Below are 22,131 nucleotides of genomic sequence, written 5' to 3'. Positions count from 1 at the left end.
TGTTCCTCCCTTAAAAAGGGAAGAGGTTCTCCCTCTTCCCTAAACCAATTTTAATCGAATTATGGTTTGAAATCCAAATTTTAACTCAATTTACTATGTTAATATTATAGTCTTTAAACCATGTGTGTAATTGAACAAAATAAGCTAACAGCTGCGGCCCTGTCATCAGCTGACCAAACCATGGTTCTTTAAAGGATTCTCCCCCGGAATCAACAATACTTTGTAATAAGGTCTTATCAAAAAATTCATGAAGAGCTGATGATTTATCCTTTAAAATCTCTACCATTCGTTTTTGGATCATAGCAGTATATTCCGGATTATGTGTTTTGGGATAAGGACTTTTCTTTCGATAAAGAACTTCTTCGGGTAATATCCCTTCAAATGCCTTACGGAGAATCCCTTTTTCCCTTCCTCGGTACATCTTCACATCCCATGGAATATTCCAGACATATTCAACAAGACGATGATCGGCAAAAGGAACTCTGACCTCAAGGCTGGCCCCCATACTCATTCGGTCCTTGCGGTCAAGCAAGGTGGTCATGAACCAAGTCATATTAATATAAAATAGCTCCCGTCGTTTTGCCTCTTCCACGCTTTCTCCCGGTAAGCTCGGTGTTTCCTTTACCGCTTGCTGATACTTTTCCATTACATATTCAGATAGTTTTAATTTTCCCCGCCAGTTTTGGTTCAATAAATTTTCCCTTTCAAAAACGGAACGCATCCATGGAAACCCCGCACGTTCAAGGTCTTGTTTCCGATGAAACCATGGGTAGCCGCCAAAAATTTCATCTGCACATTCTCCTGAAAGACTAACAACGAAATCCTTTTTGATTTCCTTGCAGAACCAGAGCAAGGAGGAGTCTACATCCGCCATTCCAGGGCAATCCCTGACATGAACCGCTTCGATCAAATCGTCTGCTAGTTTTTGCTGTGAAATCATTTTGTTATGATGTGAGGTATTAAATTTGTCGATAATCATTTGGATGTACTTTCCATCTGCATCCGGCTGGAATTCATTTGCGGCAAAATGGAGATCATTGCCCTCATAGTCAATTGAGTACGTATGGAGCTGCCCTTTCCCTTGGTCTTGAAAGCCTTTCGCTGCAATCGCCGTTATAATGCTCGAGTCAAGCCCGCCTGATAAAAATGTGGATAATGGAACATCTGAAACAAGCTGTCTCGTCACTGCATCTGTTACTAGATAACGTACCTTTTCTGCTGTTTCCTCCACCGAATCTTTATGTTCTTCACTTTTCACGTTCCAATAACGCCAAGTTTTTAGGCCATCTTTTGAAAAGGTCAATGCATGTGCCGGCCGCAGCTCTTTCATTCCCTTAAAAATCCCTGAACCTGGTGACCTTGATGGTCCCGTACCAAGAATCTCGGCCAGCCCTTCACGGTCGAGTTCTGTTTTGATTTCGGGGTGCGTAAGGATTGCTTTTAATTCTGATGCAAAAAGTAACCCTTTTTTGTGTTCCATGAAAAAGAGTGGTTTTACCCCTAATCTGTCCCGTCCAATAAATAGCTGTTCCTTTTTACTGTCCCAAACAGCAAACGCATAAATTCCGTTTAAATAATTTACGCACTCTTCCGCCCATTCTATATAGGCAGTTAACAGAACTTCTGTATCAGAATGACCCCTAAAAGAATATCCTTTAGTAAGGAGAATTTTACGTAAATCTTCTGTGTTGTATAATTCTCCGTTGTAGCAAATGGTATACACAATGCCTTCTTTTTGTTTTGACATTGGCTGTCTTCCCCCTTCTGGGTCGACAACAATGAGTCTCTTATGTCCAAAACCAACATGTGTATTTGTCCAGATGTTCGTTTCATCAGGGCCTCTTTTTGCAAGTGTATTGGCCATTTTTGCTATTGTTTCTGTTTCATTTTTTAATAATTTTTCAAAATCTACCCATCCAGATATCCCGCACACGGTAGTTGGCTCCTTTCTACTACTGTAACTCCATTTTCAATTACATGTTTTAGTGTATTCAGCCCAAAGCAATTGGTTAATTGTCCAAATAAAATGGTATACCAAGTTATAAATTTGCAAGAAGATGTCAACAAAGAAGATGAAAGCATTTGGCACGGAGGTTTAAACATGAATCGACAGCAGCGAAATAAACTTTATGATAATCAACAGAGAGCCTTTAACGAGGGAACTGTTGAGCAAATAAATGATCAATGGATTTTCTTTGATGAAGAAACGGAAGAAGCAAACATGCTTGAAGATTTTCATCAGCAAGAAATGGAAATCTTCCGGATGAATCGCTGGAGAAGAGGGATTTTATTTGAGTCAGGAAAAATCCGTTTGGGAAACGAAGTCATTATGCTTCGTGACCATGATCAGGTAAGAATCAGGAAGCATTTGGTGTATTCACTGGAGAGATTGCTTGAAGGGATTAATGATGATGCCTTTTTTCAATTTGTCACTACCCTCAACTCATTAGGTTTTTCTATTTATGATTGTATCTACTGCTATAACCATTTATCTTTCTTATCAGAGGAACAGCGTAAGGATGGGGTAAATTTTATTGTTTTTGATAATCAGGAACAAATTTGCAATGTACAGCACCATTTTTTCTATTTTGAAAAGGTCAATGATCGATTTGAATTTACATTGAATACAGGGAAAAGGTTAATCATTGAGAAAATGATTTCATAAAAAAACTGCCAATAAAGGCAGTTTTTTTTATGGATGTAGGAAAGACATTGGCAGTACGGCAAATCCTAAATATAAAGCAAGGGCGAAAGCTACAACAAACTGAATCCAAAAAACGGAAGTCCTACGATCATTTTTTACCCGTGATAAAATCATTTCAAAGGTTCCGATTACCCATAGTCCAGCTACTGCTTTTAAAATATATTTCCAGTCAATAATAGATACCTGCGACAGCAGACCAACACCAGTTGCAATAATCAATAGGTAAAATAATCTTAAAATCATTTGGACAATTTTCACACCTTTTGTTTTGCCACTTTTATGTAAAGAAAGCGCAACAAAAAATAAAATAAGTGCTACAATCCATGTCGTAATATGTGCGTGAATCATGTAAATTTGCCTCCTTATGTATAGTCCAAACTATCATATCACAGGCAAATTAAAATTACTAAAAATTAGGGCTTAAATCCTGACAATATTGTTAATGAAATAAAGAAGTCGGCATGGATATACCTGTTGCTTCAAGCTGCTTATAAAATTTTGGCCTTACGCCAGTCGGTACCAAACGACCGATAATTTTCCCTTCGCGATTGATTCCTTCTTGTTTAAAGGTAAAAATCTCCTGTAATAAGATTCTATCACCTTCCACACCTAAAACCTCTGCAATACTGATTATTTTTCTAGATCCATCCGTTAAACGGGTCTGATGAATAATCACATCAAGTGCTTTTGCGATTAGGTTTCGAGTAGCCCTTACCTCTAAATCCACCCTTGCTATATGCACCATCGTTTCCAAACGAGTAATCATATCCCTTGGGCAATTGGAATGTCCTGCGGCCAGAGCCCCAGTGTTACATGTATTCAGAGCCTGAAGTAAATCAAAGGCTTCCTCACCGCGAATCTCATCAACCATAATATGGTCAGTCGCTGCCTTTTCTTTTTCCTCAATCGCTATCAAGCGTTCACCCTTCGGAATAAAACTCTTTAGAGCATTGAGAGTAGTCGTTTTACCTGAACCTGTCCCACCGCTGAGAAACAGATTAAGCCTGGCTTTTACGCATGCGTTCAAGAAAACTGCAATATCCTCTGTTACTGTACCAAAATTAATTAAATCATTCATTTTATAAGATTCCTTTGAAATCTTTCGAATCGTAATAGCCGGTCCATTAATTGCTAATGGAGGAATAATTGCATTCACATGCGACCCATCTGGAAGCGTTGCATCCACCATTGGTGAACTCTCGTCAATTCTTCGCCCAAGCGGGGCAATCATTTTTTCTATTAATCTAATAACATGTTTATTATCGTGAAATTGGATGGATGTTAAAATCAGTTTCCCTTTCCGTTCACAGTATACCTGATTAGGACCATTCACCATTACTTCCGAAACGTCATTATCTAATAGAAGTTGTTTAAGCTGGCAGAAATCTGCCAAATCGAATAGTAATTCTTGATTACAACTTGCTTTGTGATTCGCAAAATTGGGAGAGGATGAATTGAGTTTAACAAAAGATGCCTTTTTAGCTGCCTCACCGCCACTTTGGTTTCTTTTATTTTGATTTATTAAACCCATGAATACACCCTGCCTTTCCCCAAAAAAAATAACCCCGCCTTTACCTAAAGGGGGGGTTGTAGACACAATACTCTTCAGAACATAGAATGCCTATGCTTTCTAAAAAATACTTGTGATAAAACACCCTGATCTTTCGGTAACTGGCTGGCATCGTGCGTAGCACCTTAGCCCCTGTAGCTTTGCGTCACTGATTTTCATCAGCTTTGCCTTTATCGAGTTCAGTGTCTTTCTTATACCGACTGATCTCTTAATCCCATCATAGAACGTTTTCCTCTTGGAGAATACCCGACCTTTTTCTTATTTACTACCAAAAATGATAGTCCCTTTGAACTATTTATTCTTTTTAACGCATAACTATTGATTATTTTTGCAGGAAATTGGACTTTCATCCTATATCACTAAAATGAAAAATCCCCCTGCCTGAATCAGCAAGAGGAATTAAACCTATAATTATTCATCCGAATCTGGACTGTTAACCATGATTCCGGCAACTTGTGTTAAACGGTCATAAAAAGCTAATCCGGCCGGATTTTGATCCAGGCCAATTTCCTGAAATGCCTCCCACATACAACGGAGCCAAGCCCTTGCCCTTTTAGGTGTCACTTCAAAAGGCAGATGCCGATCGCGCATCGCCGGTGGTCCAAATTCCTGGCTGTATAGCGCTGGCCCCCCTAAGAACTGTGGCAAAAACATGCGCTGTTTTCTCATAATTTCACTCATATCGCCCTCAAATAATGGCCTTAAATCTTTATCATCATATACACGTGGATAAAAGGCATTAACAAGCTGATCAATTGTTTCTTGTCCGCCAATTTCATTATAAAGTGTCTTAAATTGATAATTCATTTTCTTCACCCACTTTAATATTTACTATTTTTATAATTATAAACTTAAATTAAGAATAGTTTTGTGATCCATATCACACAAAATGGCCTGTAATTTTTAGAGCCCAAATTTTTTGGGCGAATGAATCACATTATATCCGCCTATACATATGATAAGTTAAGAAACCTATAAAAAAGGGTGTTGATTATGCCGGCCATTGTTGGAGTTGCCCAGGTTATTACACTGGGAAACAGTTCAGTTTTTCACATTGGAGATGTTTATAAAATTATGCCCTTTGCCGCAGCAAAAACATTCTCTGGAGCAGGTTCCTTTAATACGGGGGAACGTTTAAACGTCCATAACAATTTAAGTTCCACTAATACAACGGATCCAGACATGATTGATCAAGCAAATGCCTTTAATATGTAATGAATGGGTGATCTAGAATGAATTTTTACATCCAGCAGTCCATTCAAATTAATTTTATCAAAATTGGCGGGATTACCAATTCCTCTGTATTGCAAATTGGCAGTGCTGGTATCATTAAACCGGCCGCTTATTTGTATAACACTGGCGGGTTTACGGGACCGGCACCGCAAGCCATCAAGCCCGGTGAAGTCCCTATAGCACAGTCCTCACAAATCTTGGCACCGGCTGTTCCATTGCAGGCACCGGTAAGAACGGATGAGTAAAATCCTGTTATCAAAATAATTGGCATGTCTTGGGTCGTTCCGCATATACATTTATTTAGGGTAGGGAGACGACTAGACGGGGTGATTTAAATGTATCAGGATTTTTACCAATACATCCAGTGGCTGCTATCATGCATTCAAACACAAGAAAAAAGGATTGCAGCATTAGAACAGGCATTGCAAAAAATGCAGAACGACCTAAAGCAAATAGGGGAAAAACCAACGATTCATGTAGATACAATTGAATATAAATTTGATCAGTTGAAGGTTGAAACCCTTGAAGGCACGCTTTCGATTGGCCTTAATCCTAATGACTTATCCGGAATTGAAGATTTTGCCATCCAAGGTCAATCTTTGAATACCCCAATATCTCCAAAGGCTCAAATGCAGCGGTCCATGAAAATTGAAGAGGCGATTTATCGATATTTGGAAACAGATCTACCTCTAATAATTGAGGATACCGAAAAACAATTAAGGCTCCAGCCAAATGAGTCCTATTTATCTTTCATAAAACAGGATATAATAAAGCAGCTTCCCAATCGAATTGAGTATCACTTAAAATCGATTCCTGTTAATGAGCAATCAGACGAAAATAAAGCATTAGTGGAAAATCGGATTATTGAATTACTAAAACAGGAAATTCAGAATGGTGTTTATACCTTTTTCAATAATTTACCGGATAATGTGAAAGGAATGAATATCGAATGAACCTTGAAGTTTATAACCGCGAGCTCGTTGTTGGAAACATACAAATTACTGGTGTTGCCAGTTCCTCCTTAGTCCTTGTGGGTGATACCCAAACGATTCAATTAGCATCCGCATTTGATACTCCTGCTGAATCCTTGATTATCGGACCATTTGTTCCGCTTGAACCGGATGTGACCCCTGGTTATGCTACAACGAACGTCTAATGTTGACCAATTAAATGTAATGGTCCTATCCTACTCCTCAATTATTCAGCTTGGGGATTCCTGTATCGTTAATGGATTCTCCCGCGCTATTGCGGTTCAAAGGGAAGCTGAAAGATTTTATGGAAATGAGGGAAATTTCTCAACCTATACCGTTTTTAAAAAAACTATTCCATTACCGCCTATCAACGAAGCCATTTCATTCATACCTCACAATCCAAAACCAATGATTAAAGTAAAAAATATTGATATTATTGGTATTTCATCATCATCGATTTTACATGTAGGTAACAGTAGAAATATTTCAATGGAGGCTAGAGTAAAACATATCCGGCAAGAACTCCCCTTTGGGCATGAACAAGATATGCAATAGCCGCATATGTAACCTTAGACATTTTTATGGTAAAGGATGTTTTTGATGCCAGCAATTATTGGTCCTGTACAAATCGTTACGGTGAGTGGAGGAATTGTTCAATTTGGTGATACGGTTTATATTTCACCAAAGAGCACTGCAAAGACTTACGGTGGCTCCGGAGGATTTAATACAGGAGGAATCATCGTTGCGAACAATGGTATTAGCGGTACAAATGTGCTTGATACCGATCTTATTGATCAGCCTACAGTCGGAAACAATTAAAAAACGACATAAACCTCTGAACTGGTTTATGTCGTTTTTTAGTTTATTGCTTATTGTCCAGATTTAGAATATGGGCACCATCAAAGAAAAACAAATAGCGTTCATTCACTTTTCTTTTCCAAATTTGCTCAATTGCCTTAGTATATAAATTTATTTGCACTTTATAACGTTCATGTAGGATCGGTTTTGCCTGCTCAAATCCGCCTTTATATCGGTCCGTTATTCCATCTGATTTATAATCAATCAGTACCAGCCCTTGGTCATCTTCAAATATACAATCAATAATCCCTTGAACAAAGATTGATTCCGTTTCGTCTTTCCAATTCATATATACCTCTTCTGCAGGGAGTGATATGGTAAAAGGAACTTCACGGTTAATCTCTTTCGCAGCGCACAGCCTTTCCCCCAATTCCGATGTAAAGAATGGAACAATTAACTGGGGATCGATTACCTGTGCTTGTTCAGCGGTTAATAATTCATTAACGACCATATTATTTATTTGTGCTTGGATCGACTCAACACTGACTGGTTTTGTTAAATCAACATGCTGCATCACCATATGAAGAGCTGTACCACGCTCCGCAGGAGTCAATTGTTTTTCTTGCATAAACTTCGGCCGCTTTAAAATCGGCTTGTGAAATCTTCGAATAAGGTCGGAACCACTCTGTTCATCCGAAATTTCCCTTTGCCGTTTCATTTCTGAAACGGATTGTTTCGAACGATTGGCCACAGCATCCCGGTGGATATATTCCCATGTCAATCGATCCTGTATTTCTCCAGCATAGGGTGAATCAACTAATACGGATTTAGACAATCTTACTAAATCTAAATTATCATCTTGCTCACTCTCATCGCCTATTTCTTGATTTTTAAGATTTTCACTCGTCAAAATAGAAATCTCCCATGCCGAAGGATGGCACATAATTTCATTGGAAGTTTGCAAATCCTTATTTTCTGAGACTCTTAAATCTGCACAATCCTGATGCCGAACCAGCGCTGGCCCAATCCAATCCATATAACAGGAGGCAGATGCCCTTTCATAGTCCCTTAAGAGCCATTCCTGATTTCCCGCCCCATCATTCCATTGGTCTATTTTTTTACCGGCATCATTTACTGTTCCAAGTAAATATAGTTTTTCCTTTGCCCGCGTTAAAGCAACATACAAGACACGCATTTCCTCCGCAAGCATTTCCATTTTCTTTTTTCTCTTAAAAGCCATTTGCGGCAAGGACGGGAAGGTAATTCTTTTTTCTACATTTACATATTTGGCAGCAAATCCATACTCCTTATCAAGCATATACGAATTTCGAATATCCGACATATTAAAATTGCGGGACATGCCTGCAACAAATACAACCGGAAATTCAAGACCTTTACTGCTATGGATGGTCATAACCCGAACAACATCTTCCTGCTCTCCAAGTGCTCTTGCCGCCCCCAGGTCATCTCCCCGTTCAATCATCCTTTCGATAAAGCGCAAAAACCTGAATAATCCTCTGAAGGAGGTTTGTTCGTACTGCCGGGCCCGATCATATAAGGCGTTCAAGTTCGCCTGACGCTGTTTGCCGCCTGGTAATCCTCCTACAAAGTCATAAAAATGGGTATCCCGGTAAAGCTGCCAGATCAGTTCTGAAAGTGCTCCTTTTCTGGCTATCGCCCGCCATTCATTCAAAAACTCAGAAAAACGACGGACTTTTTCAAAAAACACTTCGGTATTTTCGGCCTCCGTACTCCTTGAGAACGCATGAACTGCATCCCAAAAAGACCCTCTTTTTTTATGAATTCGAATTTTGGCAAGTTCTTCTTCATTTAGCCCGACAATGGGAGAACGAAGAACAGACGCCAAAGGGATATCCTGATAGGGATTGTCGATTACACGAAGCAATGACAGCATGATCCTGATTTCGGTTGCTTCAAAGTAACCTGTTGATAAATTTGCATAAATGGGTATTCCCTGCTGCTTGAACTCTTCAAGAATTTGCGGCGCCCATGTCATCGACCTGAGCAAGATGACAATATCACGATACATAAGAGGACGGCTGGCTTTTGTTTTTGTTTGATATACCTGTCTTCCACTAGAGACTAATTCCTTAATTTTTGATGCCATCACTCTTGCTTCAAGCTGTGATTTTTCTAAATCAACCGCATCAAACTCAGCCTCCGAGGTATCGCCTTCATCCTCTATACCCTGGGTTTCTTTACGCTCTTTATTTAAATCTACGAGCAATAGCTCTACCGGATAAGGCTCCTCCTCAGGATAAGGAGCACCATTACGGAGTTCAGCCGCTTCATCATATTCAATTTCCCCAACCTTAACTCCCATGATTTGTTTGAATAAAAAATTCGTTCCATCTAAAACTTCTTTTCGGCTTCTGAAATTTCGGGCTAGGTCAATTTTCAGACCCGATAATTCTCCATCATGGCGAAATCGATTATATTTTCCTAAGAATAAATTAGGTTCCGCAAGTCGAAACCGATAAATGGACTGTTTGACATCCCCAACCATGAACAAATTGCCGTTTAGTTCATTTTCGTTTGCCACCAGCTTTAAGATCGTTTCCTGAACCATATTCGTATCCTGGTATTCATCGACAAATATTTCTTTAAAATGCTTTTTGTAGGCTAAAGCAGCACTTGACGGGAGAAATTCTCCTTCATTAGTAATTTCCCCAGTGAGAATCTGCAGACAATTATGCTCTAAATCCGCATAATCTACGAGCCCTTTTTCCTTTTTCTCTTTCTCGAAGCGTTCTGAAAAGTCACTTACCAAACGAACAAGTGTCTCAATCAGCGGATACATTTCCTCCATATCACGCAAGAAGCTTTCAGGCTTTCTGAAAAAAAGTTCGTCCTTTAAATCAGTCAACTTTTTCTTCGCTTTGTCCCGCAGTTTTTGGGCTTTCTCGGTTAAATCTTTATTATATTCGTCCCCTTTGACTGGCTTCGCTCTGGAAAAAGACCAGGCCTGCATGGCGTTGTAAAGCGTTTGCCATGAATCTCGCTTCGCAGATATAAGCGTATCAATAACATTTAAATCATCTAAAAAGTTTTCAGACCTAGGGTGTGGACCGCCTGGCTGTTTTGCGATTTCCAAACAGCTCATAATCATTTCCTTAGCCGCCTCCAGCTGCAATTCAATATCATAAAGGAGTGCCCCAATAAATGGTAAATTCTCAATCTTCGTTATCGATGTGACATCGTACATTTTAAGAATCGATTCCAAATACTTCTCCGGTTCTGGGTTTGATCGGGCAAAATCATAAATGGAGCGGACAATATCCATTAAGGCCGCGTCGTTCCGATCGTTCGTAAACGAATCAACCAGGGTAAAAAATGCCTCATTTTCCGGCCTTCCATATTGTTCTTCAAACAATTCATCCATGACTTCATCTCTAATTAATTGAGCTTCAGTCTCATCCGCAATCCGGAACCCTGGGTCAACATCGATTAAATAATAATACTTGCGGATTACTTCCATACAAAAGGAGTGGAGCGTAGAAATAGACGCTTTATTTAATAAACTAAGCTGTTTTCTTAAATGTCTTGATTCCGGATCTTGGTCAATAGCCTTTTCTAATGCTTCACCAATACGATGGCGCATTTCTGCCGCTGAAGCATTTGTGAAAGTAACCACCAGCAATTCATCCACATCGATTGGGTCATCTGTCGAAAGGATCTTTTGAATGATTCGCTCAACAAGGACTGCCGTTTTCCCCGAGCCAGCTGCTGCCGCAACAAGTATATCCTTATTTTTCGCCATGATAGCCTTCCATTGGTCTTCTGTCCAGGTTGCCCCTTCCGGCATAGGCGGGATCATCAATTTACTCATTCTGGTTACTCTCCTTTCCAACCAACTCAAGAACATCCTCTTTCGAGTGCGGAGCTAGAATCCGGTACCTGTTATCTTCGATTGCTTCGTCAAATTGGCAAACTGATTTAAAGGCACAAAATGTACAGGGGGTTTTATCTTTTAGCTTATATGGTGCAATCTGAACCGCCCCATCAATAATCGAATTTCCCGTTTTTTGATAGAGATTTCGAACGTAATGCCGTAAATTTTCAAATTCATTTATGCTGGCTACTTTGGACTTTTTAGATAAATTCCCGTCCTTTTTGATTCCTGCAGAAATAATTTGTGAATCACCGGATTCAAGTGTTTGATCCATCAAACGAATGACATTTTGATCACTCAGCATTAACCCGTTCATTTTAAACTTTTTCATAATTTCCTTTTCGATCTCATCGATGGTTAACATTTTTTTCGTATTAATAAACGGGTTGTGAACATGGAAATAAAGAACACCTGCAGGAGTCGCTTCCATTTCTACCAGCTCTTTTGAATGGGTAATAACGATATCGAGATAGGTCAGCATTTGCAATGCAAGCCCATAATAAACTTCGCCTAAATTAACATCTTTTTCACTGGATTTGTAGTCAATTACCCGCAAAAAGACACTTCCGTTTTCATCTTTTGCTTGATCCACACGGTCAATCCGGCCCGCAAGCTCCATTTTCTTTCCATTTTTTAAAGAAAAGCTTAATGGAGGAAGTTCTCCTTTTGAGCCAAACCCTAACTCTAAGCCAATCGGTGAAAAACCGCTAACCTTGGCATGTTCACTTAAAACTAGAGAGGCACGGGTAATAATTTGCTCCAATTTTCTTTTAATATAATGATGGCGTTCAGAGCTCAGTAAAATTTCATTTTGCAGCTTAGGAGCTAAAGTATTAACCGCTTCTTTTGATAAAACTTCACATTGCTGCCTCGTTAAATTACTCCAAGAAATCCTTTGTTCATTTACGGTATCTGATATATGCTTTAGTGCTGCATGGAATAATTCCCCAATATCAGGTGCTTCTAACCGGAAGATTTGTCGTTCCCTTAGTTTGAGACCATGCTGGGCAAAATGAGAAAAAGCGCATCCATTGAATAATTCCATTCTCGAAACACTTGCCTGAATGGTCTCTCCGTACAATTCATCTGCTACATCCTTTGAAAGGTTCACCGTTTGATTTGTGTAAAAAAGGCTGGATAAAACTTTTTCAGCCTGGGCTTTACCTACGCCTTCTATATAAAAGTTATATACATTCCACCAAAGAGGAGAAATCGAATAATTCCTCTTCTTTAATTGAAGTTGAGCTGTTAAATAAGATAGTGTGGAAGTTGGATTTGAAACAAAGCTAAGCTGATCTTCCTCCACCAGCTCCACTGGGTCGTTTACAAAAACATGTTCAACTAATTCTGGGAACATATCTTTTACTCTTTTAATATAAGAGGAAGGAATAAGTGCTTTTCCCTCATTATTAGCAAGCGGATAGGTAACATAAAGCAAATCTGATGGGATTGTCAGTGCTTTATAGGCTAAAAAGTTTTCATCAAGAAGGCGTGTCCTGCTGCTTGGTGCAACCTTGATACCGGCAATCATCAACATTTCCCGGTCATCATCTGCCAATATCCCTTCATCCGTTAGTTTTGCAGGCAATACCCCTTCATTAACACCGACCACGAATGCGACCTTGATTTCTGTTAATCTTGATTTCTCCAAGTCTCCAATTAAAACTTGGTCGATTGCCGGAGGAATAAGAGAAAAACGCAGGGATTCAAATCCTGCTTCTAAAATAGCCGTATACGCTTTTAATGAAATCGGTTCGTCCCCTAGGATTTCTACGTATTGATCTAAAAGTTCTATCACTGCATTCCAGACCTGTTCATGTTCCCGCATTTTAACAAGATTGCCTTGTTCCTCTTCAGCCAATTTCCACTTTTCAAGCTTTGCAGGTACCTCTAATTCTTCTAAATATAAGTAAAGGGCTTCACAAAGCTTTCGTCCGGTACCTGCTTTTTTCAAACGTCTAGATAATCGTAAGATAGGGGCAGATACCATAAGTTTCAATTCATTTAATTCCTGTTCAATTTCCTTTTCAGCATCCGTTTGAACTGTCTCTAACTCCAAACCGTAGGAACGGCGGTAACTCCACCGCTCTTTTTTCGTCCACTTACTCCCTTTTATACCGTAAGCTAGGCAATAGTTTTCGAGTCGGTCCATTTTTTCACGCATTTTACCGGGATTCTCCTGAAGCGGGTAAAGCAATTCCGTTTTAATTACCCTAAATATTGGCTCATAGCGCCAATACGTTTGAATAACCTCCAGGCTTGAACGAAGGAATTCAATAAGAGGATGATTTAACATCGTTCTTTTTTGGTCGATAAAATAAGGAATTTGATGGTCATCAAAGACTGGGACCAAAAGATCATGATAGTCCCCTCCGTTACGAATTAGTAAGGCCATATCGCGGTAGCGGTACCCTTTCGTCCGGACTAATTCACGTATTTCTCTCGCAATTCCTTCTATTTCGGCCCGCCTGCTGACTGCTTGACCAATATGAATTGCAGTTGGCCCTCCATATGGGACAACAGGCCTCTCATCGAACATTTCCTCAAGATGGCGTAAGGAAGGATGATTCCACTTTTGTTGGTTTTTTAGCAGAATCGGCTCTTCCACCTCTATACCTTCCGCACTCGCTATTTCAAAAATAGAATGGCAAGCATCAGAAGACAACCTGAATAAATCAAGTTCATCAGGTGCTGCATGAACAGATACCTGATCTGTCGTCATCGCAATGGTAACGCTTCGACAATTCTTCATGAGTTCCTTTATGACAAGATATTCCTGTGGTGTAAAGTTGTAAAATCCATCAATATAGATTTCTGCTTCCCTTAGATATCGGGAAGATGCCACTTTTTCTGAAAGGAGGTGAAAATAGTCTTCAGAGTCAATGTATTTTCCAAAAACCTCATCTTCAAAATGTTTATAGATAATTTCTAAATCATGCAATTTATCTTGAAGTGCCTTAGCGGATTCATTGCCGAGTTTTACTGACCCTTCGATCAGTTCTTCAGGTCGAACACAATACCGCTTAAATTCAATAATCATCTGCTCTAATTGTTGAATAAAGCCTTGTTTATCTGCAGCACGCTCGAACAAATTTAATTGTTCCTTTTGTTCTTCGATGATTTTACGAATCAGCATACTCATACCGACATTGCTTAAATGGTATCGGCTGATTCCGCCCGTTTCTTGTAAAATTCTCCATGCCAGCCGCGGAAAACTATAAACCTGGGCTCGAATCGTGCCGCCAATTTGCGGATCTCTTGCTAAATGATACTCCGATAAAAACGTCATTTGCTCGGGAACAATGTAAATAATTGGTTTACCCATTGGATTTTCCATTAAGCGATCTCGTATTTCGTTTAAACACAGCGTTGTTTTTCCGCTTCCAGACCGCCCGATGATCATTCTTACTGACATGTATGGACCCCCATTCCCTAATCTCTCTGTTTTTCATTTTATCACGAAATGGGCACAAACGTTTGGAATTACGTCCGTTTTATGCAACCAAAAATGGTAAAAAATTCGCAGCAAAAAAAGAGCATGCTAACATGCTCCCTGCTTAAAGTTTTATTTTAAAAATGGACATCCATTTCGTTTAATGGCCAGTAGCGTAGATCCACTTTGCCAACCACTTGATTGACTGAGATAAAGCCAAAATGGCGGCTGTCCCAGCTGCCTAATCGATTATCGCCAAGAACGAATAGCTTACCGGCAGGCACTGTATTTTCCCCGGTAATTTCTTTTAATGTAAAATCACCTGTTAATTTTACTCCTGGTTTTTTTTGTTTATAAATATCTAAAAATGACTCCTTATACATTTTTCCATTTACATATAAATGATCATCACGATAAACAATTTTATCCCCTGGCAATCCAATGATACGTTTGACGAAATCTTCCTTTTGATTGGCATGAAAGACAATCACGTCAAATCGGTTTAGATCTCCAATCTGGTAACCAAGCTTATTCACGACAAGTTTGTTCCCGTTCTGAAGAGTTGGCATCATTGATTCCCCTTCAACTATGTAGTTTGAAAAGAAAAATGTCCGAATAAAAGCAAAAATAATGATTCCAATTGCAAAAGCCTTAATCCATTCCACGCCTTCCTTTTTCCATTCAATCTTCATTGAAACTCCTCCATCTATCCAATCCCTGTTTTTCCCCATTATGGTCATTTTCAATCCTTCTATTCAATCTTACTTCAATTCTTTTTCCAACATACCAAAGAATGAAAATTACGCCCACTACAATAATCGTTCGGTAAGGCTTCGTAATGAGTGAATGGAGATCATAGCCAACAAAACTAATGGTAAAAATCATCACCATTTTCCCAATAAAAACGGCTAGCATATATTGATACATACTAATTTTAGAAAGACCGGCAACAATATTTACCACGGCCGATGGTGTAAAGGGGAAACAAAGAAGTATAAATAGCGGGCCAAATCCATGACGGTCTACCCAATCCATTAATTTGCGAACTTTTGGATGTTTTGGTAGAAAAGATAATAAACGCCTTTGCCCAAATCTCCTGATAATGAAAAAAAGCAGTAATGCACCAACACAAGCACCAAGCCAAGAAAATAAAAATCCCCACCATAATCCAAAAGCACTTGCATTGGCCATCACAAATAAAAAAAGCGGCAAGAATGGCAAAAAGGCTTCAAGCATTGGAAGCAATATCCCCGGCAACGGGCCAAGTGAACGATATTGCTTTATTAAATCCATGATATTATCGAGTGAAAACCACTCCTTTATCATCTCAAAATCCATCATACCTCTCCTCTTTGCCGAACCTTGCTAATTCTATTTTGTAATAAATTGGTGAAGGGCCTCCCGATTTTTAGCAACATCAATGGCTAATACCGCTCCTTCTCCATAAATCCGCTGATTGGTATAACTATTGTCCACGGGAATCCTTAAGGTCTCAACAGGACCTTCCCTTTTGGAGAAATAATTGGTTGACATAAATATTATATCGGATGTTTTCATGTTTGTATTGATATATGGTGTAATTACACCAATTAATTTTGGTATTTTCGGAATTGTGTTTATGCTTGTCAGCTGATCTCCAATTGCTTTCACTGCCTGCTGTTGCCGTTTTACGCGTCCAAAATCTCCAATCGCATCATGGCGAAAACGAACATAGCCAAGCATTTCCTTTCCGTTTAGTCTCTGAACCCCCGGTTTAAGCGATACTCCAATATTTTTTGACATAGCCTTTTCAACATCAATCTTTACACCATCTGGAAACGCCTCATCAATTAATTGAACAAAGCCTTGAAAATGGACGATTGCATAGTATTGTAGATCAATATCGAAATTTTCTTTAATCGTTTTCCTCATCAAATCAGGGCCGCCACGAGCAAATGCAGAGTTAATTTTATGCTTACCATGGCCCGGAATATCTACATAACTATCCCTCATAATGGAAGTAAGTTTATATGTTCCTTTATTTTCATTATAATGGGCAATCATGATGGTATCAGCTCTTGATACTTCATTCCCTCTTGCATCACTGCCCAGCATGAGAATGTTTGTATCCCCGTATTGGTCCTTTTTTCCATCAAAAGTATAAACTACTTTATCTGTTTTGCTTACTTTTTTTAATGATTGGTTCACTCCTTGTTTATATTGGTAATAAGAATAGCCTGTACCGGCTATCAGCAATACAAGGATTACCATCAGAACAGAACGCCATTTTCCTTTTTTCCTTTTCTGATTTTGTTCATATCTCATTCATCCATCACCCATCCAAGTTAAATTTTCCCACCTATATAGACGCTTGCACCAAAACACAAGTTTCTTCTATCTTCATTTTCCCCTACTCGATACCCTTCTATAAAAAACTTTCTTAAAGATTTCCTAACGGCATAAAACCGCATATGAAAACGAAGCGGTTGTAAGTACATGCATCCTTAGAGAGCCTATTGCCTTTTCATATCTTTTTTTATAAAATATAAGAACAAATGTTCGAACAAAATAACAGGAAGGAGCTTAAATCAAATGACAAGAATTCCTGAAGAAGATCGTAATATTATGGAGAAAGCCATTTACTTACCAATGGTTTTAATTATCCTAAACCGGGATTTAAGCGTAGTAGAAAAGAGTCCTTTTAAATTAAAAAAACCTTATTTGGGATTGATTGAGGAAACGATGAAAGAGGTCCAAAGAGAATTGGCAGAGGCTAAACATTATATGAAAAAGAATAAACTCCAAGTAACCGAAACAAAACGGGACGATGCCTTTACGATGTATCTGTTCTTATATAAGGGCTATGAAGAAAGCCATAGTTACTTTAATCCAAGAATCCGAAATAAAGTTCAAGAGTTAATCGAGCTCTATTTTTTAAAAAAGCACTCGGCCCGTTAGATTTGCGCTATGTTTAATTTTTTGTAAAAAGATCTTCACCATATTTTCGGGTGTTTTCTGAGGCCTCCATCGAAACTGGTTTTTGCATTAAATAAAATGATTTTCTATCATTAAATTCAATTCTTTGCATTAACTTTGTTCTTAAAAAAGATGTTCTTAATAATTGATTGTCAATTGTGCTATAAGGAACTGGAAATAAGTGTGTCTGTTTATTGCGAAAGGTAATGAGTGTTTGCTGATTGGAAATACGGCGATGTTCCTTTACATGATCATGTGAAATCCAAATGCATTCAGAACGGGTCGGTGATGTAGTTGGGAAAAAATAGAGGCGGTTGGACGGTTCAATCGCGATTGGAATTTTATGCGTAATCCCAATGAGTTGTCTTGTCCCTTTCTTCCGGCTTTCGTAATCACAGCCAAAATAATCACAGCTTTTTTTGATTATATCCAAAGGCTTAAATGGAGAAAGAAACTCATCCTCTTCCTCAAAAATTTGTGAATATATTTTACTGCCATACTCTACAGGCCGAATAAACATGGTACCAGAATTAATTTCATATTCTTCAATCTGATTTTGCTTCAATACCGCCAACTCCCCATTATTCTATTTTTTCCATCATATCATGTTCATTTGCCAATATCTTGATTTTTCCGAATCGTTACCAAATTGGTCACAAATAATGTCAAGAAGATTATTTCCGAAAATTATAAATATTTGTTTGATTTTATCTAAAAAAATCCATATAATAAAAAAAAGCATCAGGGGTGATTTTCATGAATGAAAAATCCTACACGGAATTAATGAAAATTGGTGCCATGAAACGTCAAAAGAAAGAAAATTACGTTCAGGATTTGTACATTGAGATGCTCCTAGCAGAAGTCCAATTAAACATTGAAAAGGAAAAGCTGTTAAAAAAAATTGACTGTGCCATTGATCATCGGGACAAAAAGGCATTTTTCTTATTATCCGGCCAACTTAGAGAGCTTAATAAGCGATTTGGAACTTAAATTTTTTAAGAGCCGTCCAAAAATGGACGGCTCTTTTTTGTTCCAAGAATGAAAAGGACTGAAGAAACACATCAGTCCTTAACCAATTTTTATTTTATCTGCTTCCGATGTTTGATTTCATATTCTTCGAGCATTGAAATCCGATCTAGCATGGACGGATGATCATAGCGGAATATTTTTACCAAGAGTGGTGGATTTACCTGGCTTAAGCCTGACTTGGTTAATTCTTGGAAGGAGGTAATGGCGGCCTCCGGATCTTTGGTCATATGAATCGCATAATTGTCCGCACGTGACTCTTCATAACGGGAAATAAGGTTTGTAAATGGGCTTGCTGCAAACATTAGGAATGAAATAATCATTAAAAACAACGGCAATGAGCGTATATCTCTCTTTTCCGGTATCTTCAGTTCAGTTCCCCAACGTTTAATCGCCCAATCCATTATTCGATTGGCTAAATACAATCCCAGCAGTGAAAGCAGCAAATAACCTGCTATTCCAAAATAAATATGTTTCTCCACATAGTGGCACATTTCATGTGCCATGATAAATAAAATTTGTCGATCCGATAGTTGATTTAAGGTTGTATCCCAAAGGACAATCCGTGCATTGGAACCAATCCCCGTTACATATGCATTCATTGAATTTGTTTTTTCCGCCATATTCACTTCAAAAACATGTTTTGCCGGTATGTGAGCTTTATCAGCCATCGTTAATATTTTTGTTTCAAGTTCCTTATTTTTTAAGGGATAGAAGTCATTATACAATGGGTCAATCACAACTGGCTGCAAGAACATCATAAATAATGTAAAAGGAATGGATAACAGCCAAGCGTAGAACCACCAGCGCTTGCTTTTTTTCATCAGCCAATAAATGACTGGAACAATAATCAGCCATGTCCCATAATTAATCCAAAAGTCAATTAATTCATCCTTCATCCACGATGGGAAGGTTTGCGTCGAAATGTGATAAGTTTTTGATAAGGAATAGCTTATATAGCTTAACGGGAAGGTTGCCACATAAGCAAAGAATGATAACCAAATCAGATAAATCGCCGTTTGAAGCAGTTGATACTTAGAAGTGCTTTCCGCCCAGCGTTTGAAGGCCCTTGAAAAGCCAAATAATAAAATGACAAAGTAGAAAAGCCATTCGAATGGGGTGGATAAGAAAAATAAAAGATTTCTTATCTTCGAATACTCTTCACTCAGCATTAGTTCCCTTCCATTTAGGAAAGTGGCAGGGTCGGCTTTTGACCCTTGATATTCAAAGGGCAGTTTTGTATCGGCAAAATAGAATAAGTACCAATAAAAAAACAACCCATATATCACATAGGCCAGAACCGCATATATCCCCATTTTCCGTACCATGAATTGTCCTCCTTTTTGTACAACCTCTCTATACTTAGTTTAGTTAAAAAGCGCTTTTTTAGAACTGAACATAAAAAAAAGCCTGTTTTTGCCGACTTACATGTGGTAGGAGTATACTGCCAGAACGGCAATCGACTCTAGATCAACAATTATGACGGACGAGAAAGCCCATGCAGGGCGTTAGCCCGTCTTTGACATGGGATGATAGTGAGGTCAAATGCGGAGTACTACTTTAACCGAAAGGTTTGTGGAACTTCAAGCATTTGAAAGTATCACTGTCTTTTTATTGAAAGAAGGGGAACGTATGTGCTATAATAGACTTATAAGTTGTTTTAAAAATTAAAGATATGGTGTTCTAGTAGGCATAAAGCAATACGTTGAAAATCAGAAAAAGCGGAACTAGAAAGGAGCTGAAACCTATGGCAAGAAAGTGTACACCAACCTATTCAATCGAATTTTCGTTAAACATCCTAGCCTGGCAAAAACATAGAATAGAGAAGAAATTCAAGATTGCTCGCACAGTCTACAATTCTTGTCTAGGCGAAGCTCTCAAACGTCATAAATCTGTGAAAGCTACTAAGGAATATCATACGTTGCTGAAAGGGCCGAAGTCCAAAGAACGCGATCATCGACTTTCCGAGATCCGTTTAGCTAACGGCTTTTCTGAATATGGTCTCCACGATTTTGTGAAACTAGTTCAACACAAATTTAAGGGGAATATCGGAAGCTTAGAAGCACAAAAACTGGCGACAAGAGCGTTCCAAACAGTAGAGAAACTACATTTTGGCAAGGCTCGAAAAGTACACTTCAAAAAGTTTGATGATGATATTTCTGTTGAAAACAAATCAAACTAAACTGGATTGCGATACGAAGACGGCAATATTCTTTGGGGAGATAGGCCAACAAAGAAACATCCAAACCCTAAAAATTGGTTGTGTTTGCCAATTGCACCGAAAGCCAATGATGAATACGCACACCTAGCCTTAATGGATAAGACAAAGTATGTGCGTATGTTGAAACGTGAAATACGTGGAAAAGCTCGCTATTTTGTGCAACTTATTCAAGAAGGTTATCCACCAAAAAAACGGAATAGAAAAGTTGCGAATGATGAAACCAAACGTGTAGGAATCGATATTGGTTCATCTACAATTGCTTTTTGTAGTGAAAATACCGTTGAACTTCGTGAGCTTGCGCCAGAATGCAATGCTGATTTTCCTAAATTAAGACGTATTCAGCGTGCCATGGATCGGTCTAAACGGTCAACGAATACCCACAACTTCAATAAAGATGGCACTTTTAAGAAAGGTCGCTTGGAATGGAACTACTCCAATACATACAAAAAGCTTCGAAAGAAAAGAAAGGAATTGTATCGGAAAATAGCTGTACAGCGGAAAATATCACATGAAAAGTTAGCGAACGATATTCTTGCTCTTGGTTCTGATATTCGGGTAGAAACCATGAGGTTTCAGTCGCTTCAAAAGCGGACAAAGAAAACAACTCGCAATAGGAACAATGGCAAGATTAACTCCAAGAAACGGTTTGGCAAATCAATTGCAAACCATGCCCCTGCAATGCTTCTAACAATTATCGACCGTAAACTTAGCTATCAAGGGCGATCCCTTAAGAAAATTGATACCTACGCTACAAAAGCAAGTCAATTCAACCATAAAACTGGAAAATACACCAAGAAACAGATCACGGAACGTTGGAATGATTTTGAAAAACATCTTATCCAACGTGATTTATATAGTGCTTTTTTGATTGGAAATACGAATGAAACTCTTAACTCCGTTGATGTTGATTTATGTAATGCAAAATGGTATAACTTCGTTCAATTGCATAATCGTGAGATTGCACGATTAAAACAATCACCAAGCAAAATATTGCGTTGGTTTGTCGCATAAACTCAACCTGATTGGTCGTGATAACGCCCAAGAGAAGTCGGAACGAAAAACACACAAGGAGTCCTAAGGGGCTTGCTTGGCGAAGTGTCTTGCTATACGCAATACGTCCGTTAATGTTCTAGGAGAACGTACACCAGTACTTCGATAGAAACTCCTTCCGCAAGGAAAGATAAGGGTATCGTTGAGAAGTGTACTAGGCAGTTAGCCACTATATCTTAGAACCCCACTGCTTTAGCTGTGGGAGTTGTCAGATTCTACTTGAATACTTAAATTTCTTGCAATATAATATATTTAGA

Annotated in this window: 22 protein-coding genes and 1 riboswitch; of the genes, 11 read left to right on the top strand and 11 right to left on the bottom strand. The window is 38.7% G+C overall.

Annotated elements, in window-relative coordinates:
• Window positions 1-85 precede the first annotated feature (85 nt).
• Window positions 86-1,933: an asparagine synthase (glutamine-hydrolyzing) gene (asnB, locus tag M028_RS0114430; protein WP_026574488.1), complete on the bottom strand. Its 1,848-nt coding sequence runs from the start codon at window positions 1,931-1,933 to the stop codon at window positions 86-88.
• A gap of 168 nt (window positions 1,934-2,101) precedes the next feature.
• On the opposite strand from asnB, the gene M028_RS0114425 reads away from it, so the two are divergent.
• Complete coding sequence (locus tag M028_RS0114425; protein ID WP_026574487.1) at window positions 2,102-2,665, top strand: DUF2777 domain-containing protein; 564 nt, start codon at window positions 2,102-2,104, stop codon at window positions 2,663-2,665.
• A gap of 27 nt (window positions 2,666-2,692) precedes the next feature.
• Here M028_RS0114425 and M028_RS0114420 read toward each other — a convergent pair whose 3' ends face one another.
• The 3 genes from M028_RS0114420 to M028_RS0114405 form a co-directional block, all read right to left on the bottom strand.
• Window positions 2,693-3,052 (bottom strand): YisL family protein, encoded by a 360-nt coding sequence (locus tag M028_RS0114420; RefSeq protein WP_026574486.1) that lies wholly within the window; start codon window positions 3,050-3,052, stop codon window positions 2,693-2,695.
• Between the two features lie 91 nt (window positions 3,053-3,143).
• Window positions 3,144-4,235, bottom strand: a complete 1,092-nt coding sequence (locus M028_RS30065) for a CpaF family protein (protein ID WP_051591049.1) — start codon at window positions 4,233-4,235, stop codon at window positions 3,144-3,146.
• Between the two features lie 132 nt (window positions 4,236-4,367).
• Window positions 4,368-4,453, bottom strand: a riboswitch (cyclic di-GMP riboswitch).
• A 232-nt stretch (window positions 4,454-4,685) separates the two neighbouring features.
• Window positions 4,686-5,081 carry a globin domain-containing protein gene (locus M028_RS0114405; RefSeq protein WP_026574485.1) on the bottom strand — a complete coding sequence of 132 codons (396 nt, stop codon included), beginning with the start codon at window positions 5,079-5,081 and terminating at the stop codon, window positions 4,686-4,688.
• A 186-nt stretch (window positions 5,082-5,267) separates the two neighbouring features.
• On the opposite strand from M028_RS0114405, the gene M028_RS0114400 reads away from it, so the two are divergent.
• The 6 genes from M028_RS0114400 (at window position 5,268) to M028_RS0114375 (ending at window position 7,297) form a co-directional block, all read left to right on the top strand.
• Window positions 5,268-5,489, top strand: coding sequence for a spore germination protein (locus M028_RS0114400; RefSeq protein WP_026574484.1), 222 nt, complete (start codon window positions 5,268-5,270; stop codon window positions 5,487-5,489).
• A gap of 17 nt (window positions 5,490-5,506) precedes the next feature.
• Window positions 5,507-5,752 carry a spore germination protein GerPB gene (locus M028_RS0114395; RefSeq protein WP_026574483.1) on the top strand — a complete coding sequence of 82 codons (246 nt, stop codon included), beginning with the start codon at window positions 5,507-5,509 and terminating at the stop codon, window positions 5,750-5,752.
• Between the two features lie 90 nt (window positions 5,753-5,842).
• Complete coding sequence (gene gerPC, locus M028_RS0114390) at window positions 5,843-6,460, top strand: spore germination protein GerPC (protein WP_026574482.1); 618 nt, start codon at window positions 5,843-5,845, stop codon at window positions 6,458-6,460.
• Window positions 6,457-6,663 carry a hypothetical protein gene (locus tag M028_RS0114385; protein ID WP_026574481.1) on the top strand — a complete coding sequence of 69 codons (207 nt, stop codon included), beginning with the start codon at window positions 6,457-6,459 and terminating at the stop codon, window positions 6,661-6,663. Before gerPC ends, M028_RS0114385 begins: the two co-directional genes overlap by 4 nt.
• A complete protein-coding gene (locus M028_RS0114380; RefSeq protein WP_026574480.1) occupies window positions 6,644-7,033 on the top strand; it encodes a spore germination protein GerPE in 390 nt (129 codons plus the stop codon). The genes M028_RS0114385 and M028_RS0114380 overlap by 20 nt, the downstream gene beginning before the upstream one ends.
• 45 nt (window positions 7,034-7,078) lie before the next feature.
• Complete coding sequence (locus tag M028_RS0114375; RefSeq protein ID WP_026574479.1) at window positions 7,079-7,297, top strand: spore germination protein; 219 nt, start codon at window positions 7,079-7,081, stop codon at window positions 7,295-7,297.
• Between the two features lie 43 nt (window positions 7,298-7,340).
• On the opposite strand, the gene addA is transcribed toward M028_RS0114375, so the two are convergent.
• From addA to M028_RS0114350, 5 genes are all read right to left on the bottom strand, one after another.
• Window positions 7,341-11,126, bottom strand: coding sequence for a helicase-exonuclease AddAB subunit AddA (gene addA / locus M028_RS0114370; RefSeq protein WP_026574478.1), 3,786 nt, complete (start codon window positions 11,124-11,126; stop codon window positions 7,341-7,343).
• Entirely contained in the window at window positions 11,119-14,604 is a 3,486-nt protein-coding gene (gene addB / locus M028_RS0114365; RefSeq protein WP_026574477.1) for a helicase-exonuclease AddAB subunit AddB, read from the bottom strand. The genes addA and addB overlap by 8 nt, the downstream gene beginning before the upstream one ends.
• A 155-nt stretch (window positions 14,605-14,759) precedes the next feature.
• The gene (gene lepB / locus M028_RS0114360) at window positions 14,760-15,314 is read right to left on the bottom strand and encodes a signal peptidase I (RefSeq protein ID WP_026574476.1); all 555 of its coding nucleotides are present in this window, start codon (window positions 15,312-15,314) and stop codon (window positions 14,760-14,762) included.
• Window positions 15,304-15,960 carry a TVP38/TMEM64 family protein gene (locus M028_RS0114355; protein WP_026574475.1) on the bottom strand — a complete coding sequence of 219 codons (657 nt, stop codon included), beginning with the start codon at window positions 15,958-15,960 and terminating at the stop codon, window positions 15,304-15,306. The genes lepB and M028_RS0114355 overlap by 11 nt, the downstream gene beginning before the upstream one ends.
• 33 nt (window positions 15,961-15,993) lie before the next feature.
• Complete coding sequence (locus M028_RS0114350; RefSeq protein WP_026574474.1) at window positions 15,994-16,926, bottom strand: LCP family protein; 933 nt, start codon at window positions 16,924-16,926, stop codon at window positions 15,994-15,996.
• A gap of 267 nt (window positions 16,927-17,193) precedes the next feature.
• On the opposite strand from M028_RS0114350, the gene M028_RS0114345 reads away from it, so the two are divergent.
• The gene (locus M028_RS0114345) at window positions 17,194-17,559 is read left to right on the top strand and encodes a hypothetical protein (protein ID WP_026574473.1); all 366 of its coding nucleotides are present in this window, start codon (window positions 17,194-17,196) and stop codon (window positions 17,557-17,559) included.
• Between the two features lie 13 nt (window positions 17,560-17,572).
• On the opposite strand, the gene M028_RS30060 is transcribed toward M028_RS0114345, so the two are convergent.
• Window positions 17,573-18,142 carry a competence protein ComK gene (locus M028_RS30060; protein ID WP_035424155.1) on the bottom strand — a complete coding sequence of 190 codons (570 nt, stop codon included), beginning with the start codon at window positions 18,140-18,142 and terminating at the stop codon, window positions 17,573-17,575.
• A 191-nt stretch (window positions 18,143-18,333) separates the two neighbouring features.
• Here M028_RS30060 and M028_RS0114335 point away from each other — a divergent pair, with 191 nt between their 5' ends.
• Window positions 18,334-18,567, top strand: a complete 234-nt coding sequence (locus M028_RS0114335; RefSeq protein WP_026574472.1) for an IDEAL domain-containing protein — start codon at window positions 18,334-18,336, stop codon at window positions 18,565-18,567.
• An 89-nt stretch (window positions 18,568-18,656) separates the two neighbouring features.
• Here M028_RS0114335 and M028_RS0114330 read toward each other — a convergent pair whose 3' ends face one another.
• A complete protein-coding gene (locus tag M028_RS0114330; RefSeq protein WP_026574471.1) occupies window positions 18,657-19,931 on the bottom strand; it encodes a M48 family metallopeptidase in 1,275 nt (424 codons plus the stop codon).
• A 419-nt stretch (window positions 19,932-20,350) separates the two neighbouring features.
• Here M028_RS0114330 and M028_RS33360 point away from each other — a divergent pair, with 419 nt between their 5' ends.
• Both M028_RS33360 and M028_RS30055 read left to right on the top strand, forming a co-directional pair.
• The gene (locus tag M028_RS33360) at window positions 20,351-20,785 is read left to right on the top strand and encodes a hypothetical protein (RefSeq protein WP_051591048.1); all 435 of its coding nucleotides are present in this window, start codon (window positions 20,351-20,353) and stop codon (window positions 20,783-20,785) included.
• Between the two features lie 84 nt (window positions 20,786-20,869).
• Window positions 20,870-21,835: a transposase gene (locus M028_RS30055; protein WP_051591047.1), complete on the top strand. Its 966-nt coding sequence runs from the start codon at window positions 20,870-20,872 to the stop codon at window positions 21,833-21,835.
• Window positions 21,836-22,131 lie beyond the last annotated feature (296 nt).

The sequence above is a fragment of the Bacillus sp. UNC438CL73TsuS30 genome (assembly GCF_000482325.1).
Lineage (GTDB): Bacteria > Bacillota > Bacilli > Bacillales > Cytobacillaceae > Neobacillus.
This window is presented reverse-complemented; position numbering and strand designations above follow the sequence as displayed.

Excerpts from the sequence above, each read along its gene's own strand:
- M028_RS0114355 (WP_026574475.1), bottom strand. The coding sequence starts at position 15,960 with ATGGATTTTGAGATGATAAAGGAGTGGTTTTCACTCGATAATATCATG.
- M028_RS0114380 (WP_026574480.1), top strand. The coding sequence starts at position 6,644 with ATGCTACAACGAACGTCTAATGTTGACCAATTAAATGTAATGGTCCTA.
- lepB (WP_026574476.1), bottom strand. The coding sequence starts at position 15,314 with ATGAAGATTGAATGGAAAAAGGAAGGCGTGGAATGGATTAAGGCTTTT.
- gerPC (WP_026574482.1), top strand. The coding sequence starts at position 5,843 with ATGTATCAGGATTTTTACCAATACATCCAGTGGCTGCTATCATGCATT.
- M028_RS0114335 (WP_026574472.1), top strand. The coding sequence starts at position 18,334 with ATGAATGAAAAATCCTACACGGAATTAATGAAAATTGGTGCCATGAAA.
- M028_RS0114405 (WP_026574485.1), bottom strand. The coding sequence starts at position 5,081 with ATGAATTATCAATTTAAGACACTTTATAATGAAATTGGCGGACAAGAA.
- M028_RS30065 (WP_051591049.1), bottom strand. The coding sequence starts at position 4,235 with ATGGGTTTAATAAATCAAAATAAAAGAAACCAAAGTGGCGGTGAGGCA.
- addA (WP_026574478.1), bottom strand. The coding sequence starts at position 11,126 with ATGAGTAAATTGATGATCCCGCCTATGCCGGAAGGGGCAACCTGGACA.
- M028_RS0114375 (WP_026574479.1), top strand. The coding sequence starts at position 7,079 with ATGCCAGCAATTATTGGTCCTGTACAAATCGTTACGGTGAGTGGAGGA.
- M028_RS0114395 (WP_026574483.1), top strand. The coding sequence starts at position 5,507 with ATGAATTTTTACATCCAGCAGTCCATTCAAATTAATTTTATCAAAATT.
- M028_RS0114330 (WP_026574471.1), bottom strand. The coding sequence starts at position 19,931 with ATGGTACGGAAAATGGGGATATATGCGGTTCTGGCCTATGTGATATAT.
- M028_RS33360 (WP_051591048.1), top strand. The coding sequence starts at position 20,351 with ATGGCAAGAAAGTGTACACCAACCTATTCAATCGAATTTTCGTTAAAC.
- M028_RS0114420 (WP_026574486.1), bottom strand. The coding sequence starts at position 3,052 with ATGATTCACGCACATATTACGACATGGATTGTAGCACTTATTTTATTT.
- addB (WP_026574477.1), bottom strand. The coding sequence starts at position 14,604 with ATGTCAGTAAGAATGATCATCGGGCGGTCTGGAAGCGGAAAAACAACG.
- M028_RS0114400 (WP_026574484.1), top strand. The coding sequence starts at position 5,268 with ATGCCGGCCATTGTTGGAGTTGCCCAGGTTATTACACTGGGAAACAGT.
- M028_RS0114350 (WP_026574474.1), bottom strand. The coding sequence starts at position 16,926 with ATGAGATATGAACAAAATCAGAAAAGGAAAAAAGGAAAATGGCGTTCT.
- M028_RS0114425 (WP_026574487.1), top strand. The coding sequence starts at position 2,102 with ATGAATCGACAGCAGCGAAATAAACTTTATGATAATCAACAGAGAGCC.
- M028_RS0114385 (WP_026574481.1), top strand. The coding sequence starts at position 6,457 with ATGAACCTTGAAGTTTATAACCGCGAGCTCGTTGTTGGAAACATACAA.
- M028_RS0114345 (WP_026574473.1), top strand. The coding sequence starts at position 17,194 with ATGACAAGAATTCCTGAAGAAGATCGTAATATTATGGAGAAAGCCATT.